Source organism: Aquipuribacter aurantiacus (assembly GCF_051216895.1).
In the GTDB taxonomy this organism is placed as follows: domain Bacteria; phylum Actinomycetota; class Actinomycetes; order Actinomycetales; family JBBAYJ01; genus Aquipuribacter.
This window is the reverse complement of sequence record NZ_JBPKAO010000003.1, coordinates 201629-216100: the sequence shown is the minus strand read 5'-3', so window position 1 is coordinate 216100 and position 14472 is coordinate 201629. Positions and strand designations below refer to the sequence as shown.

At 74.2% G+C, this 14472-nt stretch carries 11 protein-coding genes; 2 read left to right on the top strand and 9 right to left on the bottom strand.

The window, feature by feature from the left end:
• Positions 1–59: 59 nt before the first annotated feature.
• From ACR80Q_RS05905 to ACR80Q_RS05865, 9 genes are all read right to left on the bottom strand, one after another.
• A complete protein-coding gene (locus ACR80Q_RS05905) occupies positions 60–2156 on the bottom strand; it encodes a M3 family metallopeptidase (protein WP_435376803.1) in 2097 nt (698 codons plus the stop codon).
• Between the two features lie 106 nt (positions 2157–2262).
• A complete protein-coding gene (locus ACR80Q_RS05900; protein WP_435376650.1) occupies positions 2263–4422 on the bottom strand; it encodes a putative bifunctional diguanylate cyclase/phosphodiesterase in 2160 nt (719 codons plus the stop codon).
• A gap of 108 nt (positions 4423–4530) precedes the next feature.
• A complete protein-coding gene (locus ACR80Q_RS05895) occupies positions 4531–4806 on the bottom strand; it encodes a DUF3467 domain-containing protein (protein WP_380167812.1) in 276 nt (91 codons plus the stop codon).
• Positions 4803–5585 (bottom strand): polyphosphate--glucose phosphotransferase, encoded by a 783-nt coding sequence (gene ppgK, locus ACR80Q_RS05890; RefSeq protein WP_435376649.1) that lies wholly within the window; start codon positions 5583–5585, stop codon positions 4803–4805. The genes ACR80Q_RS05895 and ppgK overlap by 4 nt, the downstream gene beginning before the upstream one ends.
• A complete protein-coding gene (gene map / locus ACR80Q_RS05885; protein ID WP_435376648.1) occupies positions 5582–6496 on the bottom strand; it encodes a type I methionyl aminopeptidase in 915 nt (304 codons plus the stop codon). Before map ends, ppgK begins: the two co-directional genes overlap by 4 nt.
• A 58-nt stretch (positions 6497–6554) precedes the next feature.
• Positions 6555–7022 carry an Hsp20/alpha crystallin family protein gene (locus tag ACR80Q_RS05880; protein ID WP_435376647.1) on the bottom strand — a complete coding sequence of 156 codons (468 nt, stop codon included), beginning with the start codon at positions 7020–7022 and terminating at the stop codon, positions 6555–6557.
• A gap of 89 nt (positions 7023–7111) precedes the next feature.
• The gene (locus ACR80Q_RS05875; RefSeq protein WP_435376646.1) at positions 7112–7309 is read right to left on the bottom strand and encodes an SPOR domain-containing protein; all 198 of its coding nucleotides are present in this window, start codon (positions 7307–7309) and stop codon (positions 7112–7114) included.
• 28 nt (positions 7310–7337) lie between these two features.
• Positions 7338–8180, bottom strand: coding sequence for a 3-methyl-2-oxobutanoate hydroxymethyltransferase (gene panB, locus ACR80Q_RS05870; protein ID WP_435376645.1), 843 nt, complete (start codon positions 8178–8180; stop codon positions 7338–7340).
• Positions 8181–8243: 63 nt separating this feature from the next.
• Positions 8244–10004 (bottom strand): NAD+ synthase, encoded by a 1761-nt coding sequence (locus ACR80Q_RS05865; protein ID WP_435376644.1) that lies wholly within the window; start codon positions 10002–10004, stop codon positions 8244–8246.
• 66 nt (positions 10005–10070) lie between these two features.
• On the opposite strand from ACR80Q_RS05865, the gene ACR80Q_RS05860 reads away from it, so the two are divergent.
• Both ACR80Q_RS05860 and ACR80Q_RS05855 read left to right on the top strand, forming a co-directional pair.
• Positions 10071–11417 (top strand): glutamine synthetase family protein, encoded by a 1347-nt coding sequence (locus ACR80Q_RS05860; RefSeq protein ID WP_435376643.1) that lies wholly within the window; start codon positions 10071–10073, stop codon positions 11415–11417.
• Positions 11414–14470, top strand: coding sequence for a bifunctional [glutamine synthetase] adenylyltransferase/[glutamine synthetase]-adenylyl-L-tyrosine phosphorylase (locus ACR80Q_RS05855; RefSeq protein WP_435376642.1), 3057 nt, complete (start codon positions 11414–11416; stop codon positions 14468–14470). The genes ACR80Q_RS05860 and ACR80Q_RS05855 overlap by 4 nt, the downstream gene beginning before the upstream one ends.
• Positions 14471–14472: the final 2 nt, after the last annotated feature.

The following is a 14472-nucleotide window of genomic DNA, read 5'->3' as shown; positions in this document are numbered from 1 at the left end:
TGAGGTACCCGTCGAGTCGCTCGACCAAGCCCGCCCGGACCCCGGGCGCCCCGGACGCCTCAGGCACCGCTGGCGCCGCCCGGCGCGTCGACGAGCAGGCCACGACGCCGCAGCAGCGGCTCCGGTCGCGGCTCCCGCCCGCGGACGGCCACGAACGCCGCCATGGGGTCGACCGACCCGCCCCGCGACAGCAGCTCGCGCCGGAACGTGTCGCCCAGCTCGCGGCGCAGCCCGCCGTTGTCGGTGAACCAGCCCACCAGCTCGGCGTCCAGGACCTCCGACCAGATGTAGCCGTAGTACCCGGCGCTGTAGCCGCCCGCGAACACGTGCGAGAAGTACGTGCTGCGGTAGCGCGGGGGCACGCTCGGCACGTCGAGGCCCTGCCCGGCCAGCACGTCGGCCTCGAACCCCTCGACGTCGTCGGCGGCGACGGCGGACCCGGCGGGCAGGGCGTGCCAGGCGAGGTCGAGCAGGGTCGCGCCCAGGTACTCCGTGGTCCGGAACCCCTCGCCGTAGGCCAGGGCCTCGCGCAGGGCGACCAGCAGGTCCTCCGGCAGCGCCTCGCCCGTTTCGTGGTGGCGGGCGTAGTGGGGCAGGACCGCGGGGTGCCAGGCCCACATCTCGTTGACCTGCGACGGGAACTCGACGTAGTCCCGGGGCACCGACGTGCCGGAGAAGCGGGGGTGGCGCACGTCGGAGAACAACCCGTGCAGGGCGTGGCCGAACTCGTGGAACGCCGTGTCCACCTCGTCGGGGCTGAGCAGGGCGGGCCGTCCCTCGGGCGGGCGCGGCACGTTCAGGCAGACGGTGACGACGGGCCGCTGCCCGAGCAGGTGGGACTGGTCGACGAAGGTCGTCATCCAGGCCCCGCCCCGCTTGGTGGGCCGTGCGTACCAGTCGCAGACGAACAGCCCCAGGCCGCTCCCGTCGGTGTCGTGCACCTCGAAGACCCGCACGTCCGGGTGGTAGCCGGGCAGGTCGGCCCGCTCGGTGAACGTGAGGCCGTACAGCAGCTCGGCGGCCCGGAGCACGCCGTCGCGCAGCACACGGTCCAGCTCCAGGTAGGGGCGCAGGTCGTCGGCGTCGACGGCGAACCGGGCCCGGCGGACCCGCTCGGAGTAGTAGGCGTGGTCCCACGGCTGCAGCGGGCCGTCGTGCCCGTCGGCGTGCAGCGCGGCCTCCAGCTCCTCGGCCTCGGCCCGCGCGTTGGCGGCCGCGACCGGGGTCATGCCCTGCAGCACCCGGTCGACCGCGGCCACGCTCCCGGCCGTCTGGTCGTCCAGGACGTAGTCGGCGTGGCTGGCGAACCCGAACAGGCCGGCCCGCTCCGCCCGCAGCGCGGCCGTGCGGGTGAGCAGGGGACGGGTGTCGGTCGCCCCGCGCAGGCCCCGGCTGACGGCGGCCTCGTGCAGCCGACGGCGGACGTCCCGGTCGGACAGCGCGGCCAGCGTGGGCTGCGGGGTGGGCAGCACCAGGGTGATGACCCAGCCGTCCACCCCGCGGTCGAGCGCGGCGGCGCGGGCGGCCTCGACGGCACCCTCGCTCAGCCCGGCCAGCTCGGCCGCGTCCCTCAGGTGCAGCGCGGCCGCGTTGGACGCGTCGGTGACGAGGGTGTCGAAGCGCTGGGTGAGGGTGGACAGCTCGGTGTTGATCTCGCGCAGCCGCACCTGGCTGGCCTGGGCCAGCGCGGCCCCGGAGCGCACGAAGTCGCGGTGGTAGCGCTCCAGCAGGCGCAGCTGCACCGGGTCCAGGCCCAGCTCGGCGCGGCGGGCGTGCAGGTCGTCGACCTGCGCGAAGATCCGCCCGTCCAGGGCGAGGGCGTCGTGGTGGGCGGCGAGCAGCGGCGTGACCTCGGTGTCGACGGCACGGATGCCCGCGGTGGCGTGGGCGCTGGACATGGCGTTCAGGTAGGCCGTCGCCCGCGCCAGCAGGGCGCCGCTGCGCTCGAGGGCCTCGACCGTGCCGGCCAGGGTGAACGGGGGCGCCTGGACCGCGACGGCCTCCCACTCGGCACGCTGCTGGGCCATGCCGGCGAGCACGGCCGGTCCGACGTGCTCCTCGCGGATGCGGTCGAACGGCGGCAGCTCGTAGGGCAGGTCGCTGGCGGCGGCGAAGGGGTTGTCCGGGGGGAGCTCGGCGCTGGGGGTGCTGGGCATCTCGGTCACGGGAGCCGAGCCTGTCACGCCCGCCGGCCCTCCGGTGACAGCGGGGCCGCCGTCGGGGGCGTCGCGGGCGGAGGCCGCGCCGTGAGCCGGCCCGGGCTCAGGACAGGTCGACGGGGGCGGGACGGCCGAACAACCAGCCCTGCCCGTGCTCGCAGCCCATCGAACGCAGCGCGTCGGCCTGCTGGCTGGTCTCGACCCCCTCGGCCACGACGGTCATGTCGTGCGCGTGGGCCAGGTCGACGATCGCGGCGACGACCGCGTCGGAGCGGCGTGAGGTCCCCAGCCGCTGCACGAACGACATGTCGATCTTGAGGAAGCGCAGCGGGAACCGGGGCAGGTACGCCAGCGCGGAGTAGCCGGTGCCGAAGTCGTCGATGCCGACGTGGACGCCCAGGGCCACCAGCTCGTCCACGGCCCGCTCGACCAGGCCGCTGTCGTGCAGCAGCGACGTCTCCGTGAGCTCGACCGAGAACCGGTCGGGGGACGCGCCGGAGGCGGCCAGCACCGCTCGCGCGCGGGACACGAAGTCGCCGTCCTCGATGGTCCGGCCCGAGACGTTGACCGCGACGCGGCCCGGCAGCCGGGCGGGCAGGCCGGCCTGCTGCCGGTGGGCGTCCACCTGCAGCAGCCGGGCGACCTCGCCCATCACCCACAGGTCCAGTCCCACCACCAGGCCGGTCTCCTCGGCCACCCTGACCAGGTCCCCGGTGTGCACGGGGGAGCCGTCGGGCCCGTCGAGCCGGACCAGCGCCTCGGCCCCGACGACGGAGCCGTCGGCGAGCGCCACCACGGGCTGCAGCTCCACGCGCAGGCCGCCGTGCCTCAGCGCGGAGCGCAGCAGCGCCTCCTGACGGACCCGCGCCGCGTTGCGGTTCCGGAGCCGGGTGTCGAACCGGACGACCCGGTTGCGGCCGACGTCCTTGGCCTCGTAGAGCGCCAGGTCCGCGTGCTTGAGCAGGTCCCGCGTGGAGCCCTCGTCCCCGACCAGGGCCACCCCGACACTGGTGGTGAGCACGACGCGCTCGCCGCCCGGCAGGTCGAACGGCTCGCGGAGGGCCTGCACCACGGCCTCGGCGACGCCCAGGGCCTGCGACGGCGCCCCGTCGGGTGCCTGGGACGCGTCGGGTGCGGCGTGCACGACGACCACGAACTCGTCGCCGCCCAGCCGGGCGACCGTGTGCGCCGCGGGGACGGCGCCACGCAGCCGGCGTGCGACCTGCACCAGCAGGGCGTCCCCGACGGGGTGACCCTGGCTGTCGTTGATGAGCTTGAACCGGTCGAGGTCCATCAGCAGCAGCCCCGAGACCGCGCCGGGGCCCGCGGGCCCGGACGAGGCGAGCTCGTCGTCGACCACGCTCCGGTTGGCCAGCCCGGTGAGCGCGTCGGTGCGGGCCAGCCGTTCCAGCTGGCGGACGTGGCGACGTCGTCCGGTGTCGTCGATGCAGTGCGCGATGGCGAACTCGGGGACGCCGGACTCGTCGTCGACCACGGCGGTGGTCACCCAGGCGTGCACCACGCTGCCGTCGCGGCGCAGGTACTGCCGGGAGTAGGCGCTGCCGCGGGAGCGGCCCTGCGCCATGGCGTCGAACCGGGCCCGGGACCGGGGCCGCTCCTCCGGCGGCGTCCAGCTGGTGAGCGACCGGCCGAGCAGCTCTGTGGCCCGGTCCCACCCCAGCAGCCGGGCGAACGCGTCGTTGGCCCGGATCAGGTGGCCGGCGCGGTCGCCCTGCAGCCAGATCATGGCCATCCCGTGCGGGGCGTGGTCGAACACCACCTGGAACTGCGCCTCGCTGGCGTGGTGGGCCCGTTGGGCGGACTCCCGGTCCGACACGTCCAGCGTGGCCCCGCGCAGGCCGACGATGTCCCCGGCGGCGTCGCGCAGCGGACCGGTCCAGGACTCGAGGTAGCGCAGCGCGCCGGTGGGTGTCCGGATCCGGAAGACGTGCCGGTAGGGGGTGCCGGCGGTCAGCGCCTGGTGCTCCAGGACCGTCGTGGCGGCCACGTCCGCCGGCTCCAGCAGCGGGGCCCAGTCCTCGATCGTCGGTTCACGGTCCAGGTGCTCGAGGCCGGCCAGGCGGCGCATCCCCTCCGACCAGCCGAGCCGTCCGGTCCGGACGTCCCACTCCCACCAGGCCAGACCGGTGAGCGCGTAGGCCTCCTCGAGGCGGTGACGGTCGGTCGACCGGAGGTCGTCGCGGCCGCGGTCCCCGTCCTGGTTCTCGGCCTGCCGGGGCAGGTGGGAGGCGTGCGGCAGCACGGGCGATCCTCCACTCAAGCGCCGGGTCCAGGTAGGACCCCGTGGGGATCGGCAGGAACCCGGTCCGGCTGGAGCGTCGGCGCCGGGCGGATCTGCGGACGGGCCGGATCAGGCCCCCTGGCCGTGCTCCTTCTCCCACGCCGTCAGGGAGCGCTCGAGGGCCTTCATGATCTCGAACACCTGGCTGGGGGGGATCCGCACCCGCGACACCACCCGGGCGGTGGTCCCCTCGGGGCTCATCGGGGCCACCAGTGCGGCGAAGTCGAGGGTGAAGATGTCCTTGCCGTGCCAGACGCGGACGAAGTCGGCGTAGTCGCCGCCGGCCAGGTCGTCGGGCATGTTGACGCGGATCTGCCCCGGGCCGGGGGTGGGCTGCTCGCTCATGTCTCGTCCTTCGTCTCGTTCTCGGCCGCCATGACGGCGGCGCCGATGATCCCGGCCTCGTTGCGCAGCTCGGCGGGGACGATGGTGGACCGCAGCTCCAGCAGCGGCAGGAACTTGTCGTGCTTCTTGCTGACGCCGCCCCCGACGATGATCAGGTCCGGCTGCAGCAGGAGCTCCAGCTGGGAGTAGTAGCGCTGCAACCGCTTGGCCCAGTCCTTCCAGGACAGGTCCTCGCGCTCACGGGCGCTGTCGGCGGCGCGGGACTCGGCGTCGGCGCCGTCGACCTCGAGGTGCCCGAACTCGGTGTTCGGCACCAGGACACCGTCGACGAACAGGGCGCTGCCGATGCCGGTGCCGAGCGTGGTGACCACCACGACACCGGCCACGTCCCGGCCCGCGCCGAAGCGGACCTCGGCGAGGCCGGCCACGTCCGCGTCGTTGGCCACGACGCAGGGCCGGTCGACCGCGGTGGTGAGCATCTCGGCGGCCTTGGCGTCGATCCAGTCGGAGTGCACGTTGGCGGCGGTACGGGTGACGCCGTGCTGGACGACGGCCGGGAACCCGACGCCGACGGTGCGGGTCGTGGGCTCGGGGCCGCTCAGCACGACCTTGGCCACCACGGCGGAGGCGACCAGGACGACCTCGTCGGGCTTGCCGCCTTCCGGCGTGGGGATGCGGAGCCGCTCGGCGGCGAGCTCCCCGGCCTCGACGTCGACGACGGCGGCCTTGATGCCGGAGCCGCCAATGTCCAGGCCGACCGCGTAGCGCGGCGCGCTCACGCCAGCTGCCCGTCGGTGGGCACGGTGAGCAGCTCGGGCCCGGACTCGGTGACGAGCAGGGTGTGCTCGAACTGGGCCGTCCAGGACCCGTCCGCCGTGACGGCCGTCCAGCCGTCGTCCCACATCCGGTGCTGGGAGGAGCCCAGGGTGATCATCGGCTCGACCGTGAAGGTCATGCCCGGCTCGATGACGGTGTCGTACTCCGGTGCCGCGTCGTAGTGGGGCACCACGAGACCGGAGTGGAACGCCGTGCCGATGCCGTGCCCGGTGAACGCGGCGACGTCGCCGTAGCCGAACCGGCTCGCGTACTTCTCGATGACGCGGCCGATGACGTTGACCTGGCGCCCGGGCATGGCGGCCTTGATGCCCCGCATCGTGGCCTCGCGGGTGCGCTCCACCAGCAGGGCGACCTCCTCGCTGACCTCGCCCACGCAGAACGTGGCGTTGGTGTCGCCGTGCACGGCGATCCCGTCCACGTCCAGGTACGCGGTGATGTCGACGTTGACGATGTCGCCCTCGAGCAGGACGGAGTCGTCGGGGATGCCGTGGCAGACCACCTCGTTGACCGACGTGCACAGCGACTTGGCGAACGGCGGCGCCCCGTGGCCCGGGTAGCCGAGCGTGGACGGGTAGGCGCCCCGCTCGACGAGGTACTCGTGCCCCACGCGGTCGAGCTCGTCGGTGGTCACGCCCGGCGCGACCGCACGGCCGACGGCCTGCAGCGCGTCGGCGGCCAGCCGGCCCGCCACCCGCATGGCGGCGATGGTCGCGGCGTCCTTGACCTCGGGGCCGGTGTAGGTCGCGGCCCGGGGGCGGTCGACGTACTCGGGTCGTCGGATGTGGGCCGGTACCGGGCGTCGCGGGCTGACCGCACCGGGCCGGACGGGCGGGCGGTCGGTCGTCGTCGGCATGCGGGGGAGTCTAGGTGAGTCGCCCGGACCCGCCCGTTGCCGACGACGACCGTGCCGTTCACCCCTGACTGGTGCGGTCCTGGTCCGGCGATCCGCCGATCGACGTCTGCGAGCTGCCCTCGCCGAAGCTGACCTGCACGGTACGTCCCGGCGTGCGGGTGCCGGCCTCGACCGTCAGCACCCCGTCGTCGAAGTGGGCGGAGACGCTGTCGGCGTCGAGGTTCAGACCGGTGCGGAAGATGCGTCGGACCTGGCCGGCGCTGCGCTCGGCCGCCAGCACCTTGTGGCTGCGGCCCAGCTGGGGTGCCGTGCGGTGCGCCTCGACGACCAACGCGTCCCCGGCGACACGGACGTTCAGGGAGTCCCGGTCGACGCCGGGCAGGTCGAACCGGGCGGTGAGCCGACCCGACTCGACGTCGACGTAGGCGTCGACCGCGCCGAAGCCGACCGTCTGGGCCGACATGCCCCGGGTCATGTCCTCGAAGACCCGGTCCATGTCGGTGAAGAACGTGCGTCCGAGAGCCATGGCAGACCTCCTGCGGGAGATACGTGGTCCCGGTCCCTCCGGAACCGAGTTGAGTGTAAGACGCTCAACCCGGCTTCAGTCAAGTCGACTCAACCCTGTGGTCCCTTCTCCCACCCCTCGTCCTCCTCGTCCCACTTCTCGGTCCGGGCGGCCGCCGTCTCGAGCGCCTTGGACGCTGCCTCGCGGGTCGGGTAGGGACCCATCCGGTTCGTGTAGTGCGACTGACGCCCCTGCTCGACCTGCTTGGTCTCGGTGTTGAACCAGAACTGCTGGGTGTCCTCGGCCATGGCTCCTCCTCGGTGGCGGCGTGCTGGGTCAGGTGGTCGGGCTGTCGAAGCTGTGGGCCGCGTCGGGGAAGCTGCCGTCCTCGACCTCGCGGGCGAACGCCTCGGCCGCCCCCCGCAGCTGGGTGCGCAGGTCGGCGTACTGCTTGACGAACGACAGCCGGCGGTCGTCGTTGAGACCGGCCATGTCCTGCCAGACGAGCACCTGGGCGTCGCAGTCCGGGCCGGACCCGATGCCGACGGTGGGGATGGCGACCAGCGCGTGGACCCGGGCGGCGACCGGTGCGGTCACCATCTCCAGCACCACGGCGAACGCCCCGGCCTCGGTGACGGCGACGGCGTCGGCCAGCGTGCGCTCGGCGGCGTCGTCGTCCCGCCCGGCGACCCGGTAGCCGCCGATGGCGTGCTCGGCCTGCGGGGTGAAGCCGATGTGCCCCATCACCGGGATGCCGGCCGCCACGATCGCCTCGATCCGGCCGCGGACCCGGACGCCGCCCTCGAGCTTCACCGCGTGCGCGCCGGCCTTCATCAGCGCGGCGGCGGACCCCACCGCCTGGGCGTCGGAGGCCTCGTAGGACCCGAACGGCAGGTCGGCGACCACCAGGGGGCGGGTGGTGGCCCGCGCGACACCCGCGACGAGGGGGAGCATCTCCTCCAGGGTCACCGGCAGGGACGAGGAGTAGCCGTAGACCACGTTCGCCGCGGAGTCGCCCACGAGCAGGACGGGGATCCCCGCCTCCTCCAGCACACCCGCGGTAGTGGAGTCGTAGGCCGTGAGCATGGCCCAGCGCCGGCCCTCGGCCTTCCACCGGGCCAGGTGCGGGACCCGGACCCGACCCGGACGCCTCGTCGCGTTGTCGTCAGCGGAGCTCATGACGGCCATGCTGGCAGACCAGCGTGCCAGCACCCGGCCCAGGCACCCGGCCGGGCACCCGGCTCAGGCGTCGGGCTCCAGCCAGCGGCTGGTGACCGGGAGGCGACGGTCGCGCCCGAACGCCTTGGGGCTGATCCGGGTGCCGGGCGGATACTGCCGACGCTTCCACTCCGCACGGTCCACCAGACGGACGACCTGGTCGACGACGTGGCTGTTGAAGCCGCGGTCCAGCAGGTCCGCCCGGCCCAGGTCGCCGACCACGTAGCCGTCGACCACCGCGTCGAGCAGCTCGTAGTCCGGCAGGGAGTCGGAGTCGACCTGACCCGGCGCGAGCTCCGCCGAGGGCGGCTTGTCGATGCTGCTCGGCGGGATGGGCGGGGTCTCGCCGCAGGCCTCGGCGTGGCTGTTGCGCCAGCGCGACAGCGCCCAGACCAGCGTCTTGGGGACGTCCTTGATGGGACCGAACCCGCCGACCGCGTCGCCGTAGATGGTCGAGTAGCCGGTGGCCAGCTCGCTCTTGTTGCCCGGCGCCAGGACCAGCTGCCCCTCGGAGTTGCTGATCCCCATCAGGACGACGCCGCGCACGCGCGACTGGACGTTCTCCTCCGCGAGGCCCGTCAGGTCGAGCCCGGCCAGGAACGCGTCGACCATCGGCTGCACCGGCACCACGCGGTGGTGGGTGCCCTGCCGGGCGGCGAGGTCGGCCGCGTCGGCCAGGGAGTGCGCCGAGGAGTACCGGCTGGGCATGGCGACGGTGTGGACGGCGTCCGCGCCCAGGGCGTCCACGGCCAGGGTCGCCACCAGGGCGGAGTCGATCCCGCCGGACAGGCCCAGGACCACCGAGGAGAAGCCGTTCTTGGTGGCGTAGCCGCGCAGGCCCAGGACCAGGGCGCGGTACACCTCCTCGCACTCGGCCAACGGCACGGCGGGGGCGGGGCGCAACGGGTCCGCGGGCTGCTCGGTCACGCCGCCGGGGACCGTGACGCGGTCGTACAACCGGCCCGGGCCCGCCTCGGTCGCCCCCTCGGGCAGGTCCAGGTCGAGGACCAGGACGTGCTCGACGAACTGCGGTGCCCGGGCCAGCAGCGCCCCGTCGGGCCCCACCACCATCGAGTCCCCGTCGAAGACCAGCTCGTCCTGCCCGCCGACCTGGTTGACGTAGGCCACGGCGCACCCGGTCTCCACGGCCCGGGAGCGGCACAGCTCGTAGCGGACGTCGTCCTTGCCTCGCTCGTACGGGCTGGCGTTGACGACCAGCACCAGGCCCGGGTCGTGCTCGGCCTCGGCGAGCTGCGCGGTGACCCCGCCGTCGCGCCACAGGTCTTCGCACACCAGCAGCGCGACGTCGACGCCGCGGACGTTGACGCGCTGGCCGTGCGTGCCGGGGGTGAAGATGCGCCGCTCGTCGAACACGCCGTAGTTGGGCAGGTGGTTCTTGGCGTAGCTCGCGAGCACCTGCCCGCCGTGCAGCACCCCGGCGCAGTTCTGGCTCGCCAGCGGTGGGCGGCCCGTGCGGTTGACGTCGGCGCCCGCGGCGTCCACGTCCTGGTCGAGGTAGCCCACGACGACGACGACGTCGCCGTGGCCGTCGGCCGCCAGGTGCCCGGCCAGCTCGACCAGGGCGGCCCGGGAGGCCGCCACGAAGGCCGGGCGCAGCGCCAGGTCCTCCACGGGGTAGCCCGTCAGGCACATCTCCGGCAGGGCGACGAGGTGCGCGCCCGCGGCGGCCGCCTCCGCGACGGCGGACCGCACCCGAGCGACGTTGCCCGCCAGGTCGCCGACGACGGTGTCCACCTGGGCGAGAGCAAGACGCAGTCGGGGCACGTGGTCAGGCTAGCCACCCCTGGACCGGTCCCGGCGGGGGAGTGCCCGACGCACTACCGTGCACGCATGGACCGTCAGCAGGAGTTCGTGCTCCGTACCGTCGAGGAGCGAGACGTCCGGTTCGTCCGGCTCTGGTTCACCGACGTCCTCGGCTCGCTCAAGTCCGTCGCCGTCGCCCCGGCCGAGCTGGAGGCGGCGTTCACCGAGGGCATCGGGTTCGACGGGTCGACCATCGAGGGCCTGGCGCGGGTGGTGGAGTCGGACATGCTGGTCCGCCCCGACCCCTCCACGTTCGCGGTGCTGCCGTGGCGCGGCGGCCCGGACGGGCGGCAGGGCACGGCCCGGATGTTCTGCGACGTGCTCACCCCCGACGGCGAGCCGGCCCCGCAGGACCCCCGGTTCGTCCTCAAGCGGACGCTGGCCAAGGCGGCCGAGGCGGGGTTCGCGTTCTACACCCACCCCGAGATCGAGTTCTACCTGTTCGAGAAGGACCTGGACAGCCAGGGCGTGCCGATCCCCGTGGACCAGGCCGGGTACTTCGACCACGTGCCCGCGGGCGTGGCCCACGACTTCCGCCGCGAGGCCATCACCATGCTGGAGGCGCTGGGCATCTCGGTGGAGTACTCCCACCACGAGAACGGCCCCGGCCAGAACGAGATCGACCTGCGCTACGCCGACGCGCTGTCCACCGCGGACAACATCATGACGTTCCGCACCGTGGTCAAGGAGGTCGCCTACAGCCAGGGCATGCAGGCCTCGTTCATGCCGCGCCCGCTGGCCGGGCTGCCCGGCTCCGGGATGCACACCCACCTGTCGCTGTTCTCGGGGGAGTCCAACGCGTTCCACGCCGACGGCGCGGAGTACCAGCTGTCGCAGACCGGGCGTGCGTTCATCGCCGGGCTGCTGCGCCACGCCCGCGAGATCACCGCCGTGACCAACCAGTGGGTCAACTCCTACAAGCGGCTCTGGGGCGGCAGCGAGGCCCCGTCGTACGTGAGCTGGGGCCACAACAACCGCTCCGCCCTGGTCCGGGTGCCGATGTACAAGCCCAGCAAGGGCCAGTCGACCCGGGTGGAGTACCGCGCCCTGGACCCGGCCGCCAACCCGTACCTGGCCTTCGCGCTCATGCTCGCCGCCGGTCTCAAGGGCGTCGAGGAGGACCTCGAGCTGCCCCCGGGCGCCGAGGACGACGTGTGGAGCCTGACCGACAGCGAGCGGCGCGCGCTGGGCATCGAGCCGCTGCCGGGCAGCCTGGCCGAGGCCGTGTCGGTGATGGAGGGCTCGGAGCTGGTCGCGGAGACCCTGGGGGAGGGCGTCTTCGACTTCTTCCTGCGCAACAAGCGTGCGGAGTGGGACGACTACCGGCGCGAGATCACCCCGTTCGAGCGGCGCCGTTACCTGCCGCTGCTGTGAGCGAGCGGGCCGACCGGGCTCCCGAGACGACCGAGGGCGGCCGGTCGGCGTCGACCCGCGCCAAGCTGGCCCGGTTCGGCTTCACCGACGTCGACCGGGCGCTGCCGAGGCTGCACGACCTGGCACGCTCGGAGCTGGGGGCGCTGGCCCTGGCCGAGCTGCTGGGCGACACCGCGGACCCCGACGCGGCGCTGCTCGGGCTGGTGCGCCTGGTGGACGAGGTCGACGGCGACCTGTCGGACCGGCTGCGGGACGTGGTCGTGGACGACCGCGACCCCTGCGAGGGGCCGGGACCGCTGCGGCGCCTGGCGCGCGTCATGGGGGCCAGCCGCGCCCTCACCGACCACCTGGTCCGTCACCCGGACTCCTGGCACCGGGTCGCGCACGACGGCCTGGTCGTGACGGCGCAGCAGCGGCGGGAGCTGCTGGTCCAGGCCGTCACCGACGCCGACGGCGTCGCGGCCCGCGACGCCCTCAAGGTCGCCTACCGCGACCAGCTCGTCGCCATCGCCTCCACCGACCTGTGCGCCCAGGACGCGGGTGCGCTGCTGCCCCGGGTGGGTGCGGCCCTGGCCGACCTGGCCGACGCCGCTCTCGAGGCCGCCTGCGTCCTGGCGGCCCGGGAGGTGCCTGGCGCGGACCAGGTGCGCCTGGCCGTGATCGCCCTGGGCAAGACCGGCGCGCAGGAGCTCAACTACATCAGCGACGTGGACGTGCTGTACGTCTGCGAGCCCGCTGCGGACTCCGTCGACGACTCGCGCGCGCAGGCCGTCGGGTCCCGGCTGGCGGCGGCCATCGGGCAGATCTGCGGCGGCACCACGTCGGAGGGGTCGCTGTGGCAGGTCGACGCCGCGCTGCGCCCGGAGGGCAAGGGTGGCCCGCTGACGCGTTCGCTGGCCAGCCACCAGGCCTACTACGACCGGTGGGCCGAGCCGTGGGAGTTCCAGGCGATGCTCAAGGCGAGGGTCGCCGCGGGGGACGCCGAGCTGGGGCAGGAGTGGTTCGACGCCATCTGGCCGATGGTGTGGCAGGTCACCGAGCGCGAGGGCTTCGTGGAGTCCTCCCGAGCCATGCGCCGTCGCGTCGTCGAGCACATCCCGGCCAAGGAGGCCGACCGTCAGCTCAAGCTGGGCCGCGGCGGGCTGCGCGACGTCGAGTTCAGCGTCCAGCTGCTCCAGCTGGTGCACGGCCGCACCGACACCCGGCTACGGGCCCCCAGCACGCTGGTCGCGCTGGAGGCGCTGACCGCGCACGGCTACATCGGCCGTGACGACGGCGCGGAGCTCGACCGCGCCTACCGGTTCCTGCGGGTGCTGGAGCACCGGCTGCAGCTGCAGCGACTGGCCCGCACCCACGTCCTGCCCGACAAGCCCGAGGGCTGGCGCCGGCTCGCCCGGCTGGTGCTGCGGCCCGGGGCCGACACCGACGACCTGCGCCGTGCCTGGCGGGAGACCGTCCGGGTCGTCACACGGCTGCACGAGAAGCTGTTCTACCGACCGCTGCTGACGGCCATCGCGTCGCTGTCGACCGACGAGGTGCGCCTGACGAGCTCGGCGGCGTCGGCTCGGCTGCAGGCGCTCGGCTACCGCGACCCCGCCGGCGCGCTGCGGCACATGGAGGCCCTGAGCGGCGGGGTGAGCCGGCGCGCGGCGATCCAGCGGACCCTGCTGCCGGCCATGCTCGGCATGTTCGCCGACGCGGCGGACCCCGACGCGGGTCTGCTGGCGTTCCGCCGGATCTCCGACGAGCTGGGTTCGACGCACTGGTACCTCAAGATGCTGCGGGACTCCGCGGGCGCGGCCGAGCGGTTCGCCCTGGTGCTGGCGTCGGGCCGGCTCGTGCCGGGGCTGATCGAGCGCGCCCCCAACACCACGGCGCTGCTGGACTCCGACTCGCGGCTGGTGCCGCCGACCCACGAGTCGCTGCTGGCCGAGGCCGTCGCGGTGGCGCGGCGCTCGGGCGACGCCGAGGAGGCGATCTGGGCGCTGCGGGCGATCCGCCGCCGCGAGGTGGTGCGGACGGGGATCGCCGACGTCACGGGGCTGATCGACGGCGAGACCGCCGGGCGGGCGCTGGCCACCAGTGCCGCGGTGGTGACCATCGTGGCTCTGCAGGCGGTCGCGCGGGACGTCGTGGCCGAGCGCGGTGGTGGCCGGGTCGACGTCACCGAGGCCATGGAGCAGCTGCCCACCCGGCTGCTGGTGCTGGTGCTGGGCCGGATGGCCGGTGGCGAGTCCAGCTACTCCAGCGACGTGGACGTGGTGCTGGTGCACGAGCCGCACGACGGCGTCGACCTGGAGGAGGCGACGACGGTGGCCCGGGACGTCGTCACCCGCGCCCGGGCGCTGCTGCGCCGCTCCGGCGCCGAGCCGCCGCTGGAGCTGGACGCCGGGCTGCGGCCCGAGGGGCGCAACGGCGAGCTGGTCCGGACGCTGGGCGCGATGCGGTCCTACTACGGCCGTTGGTCGGTGCCGTCGGAGCACCAGGCGCTGCTGCGGGCCAACGTGCTGGTCGGCGACGCCGGCCTGGCCCAGCGCTTCGCCGAGGTGATCGACCCGCTGCGCTACCCCGAGGGCGGGCCCGGCAAGGACGCCGTCGTCGAGATCCGCCGCATCAAGGCCCGCATCGAGTCCGAGCGGCTGCCGCGTGGCGTCGACGCCCGACGCCACATCAAGCTGGGGCGCGGTGGGCTGACCGACGTGGAGTGGACCCTGCAGCTGCTGCAGCTGCAGCACGCCCACGCCCACGCCGAGCTGCGGACCGCGTCGACCCTGGAGGCGCTGGCGGGCGCGCAGGCGGTGGGCCTGATCGACGAGGCGGACGCGGACACGTTGGAGACCGCCTGGCGGATGGGCTCGCGGCTGCGCGACGCGCTCACGCTGTGGCGCGGCCGCGCGACCGAGGTGCTGCCGACCGACCGGGGTGACCTGGACGGCATCGCCCGGTTGATGGGTTACGGGCCCGGCCAGGCCTCGCACCTGGAGGACGACTGGCTGCGGGCTGCACGCCACGCCCGAGCCGTGGTCGAGCGGGTGTTCTTCGGCTGGGGGTGAGT

Bases quoted from the DNA above. Each gene is read 5' to 3' on its own strand.
- ACR80Q_RS05905 (WP_435376803.1), bottom strand. From the start codon at position 2,156: ATGCCCAGCACCCCCAGCGCCGAGCTCCCCCCGGACAACCCCTTCGCC.
- ACR80Q_RS05895 (WP_380167812.1), bottom strand. From the start codon at position 4,806: ATGAGCGAGCAGCCCACCCCCGGCCCGGGGCAGATCCGCGTCAACATG.
- map (WP_435376648.1), bottom strand. From the start codon at position 6,496: ATGCCGACGACGACCGACCGCCCGCCCGTCCGGCCCGGTGCGGTCAGC.
- ACR80Q_RS05880 (WP_435376647.1), bottom strand. From the start codon at position 7,022: ATGGCTCTCGGACGCACGTTCTTCACCGACATGGACCGGGTCTTCGAG.
- ACR80Q_RS05875 (WP_435376646.1), bottom strand. From the start codon at position 7,309: ATGGCCGAGGACACCCAGCAGTTCTGGTTCAACACCGAGACCAAGCAG.
- panB (WP_435376645.1), bottom strand. From the start codon at position 8,180: ATGAGCTCCGCTGACGACAACGCGACGAGGCGTCCGGGTCGGGTCCGG.
- ACR80Q_RS05860 (WP_435376643.1), top strand. From the start codon at position 10,071: ATGGACCGTCAGCAGGAGTTCGTGCTCCGTACCGTCGAGGAGCGAGAC.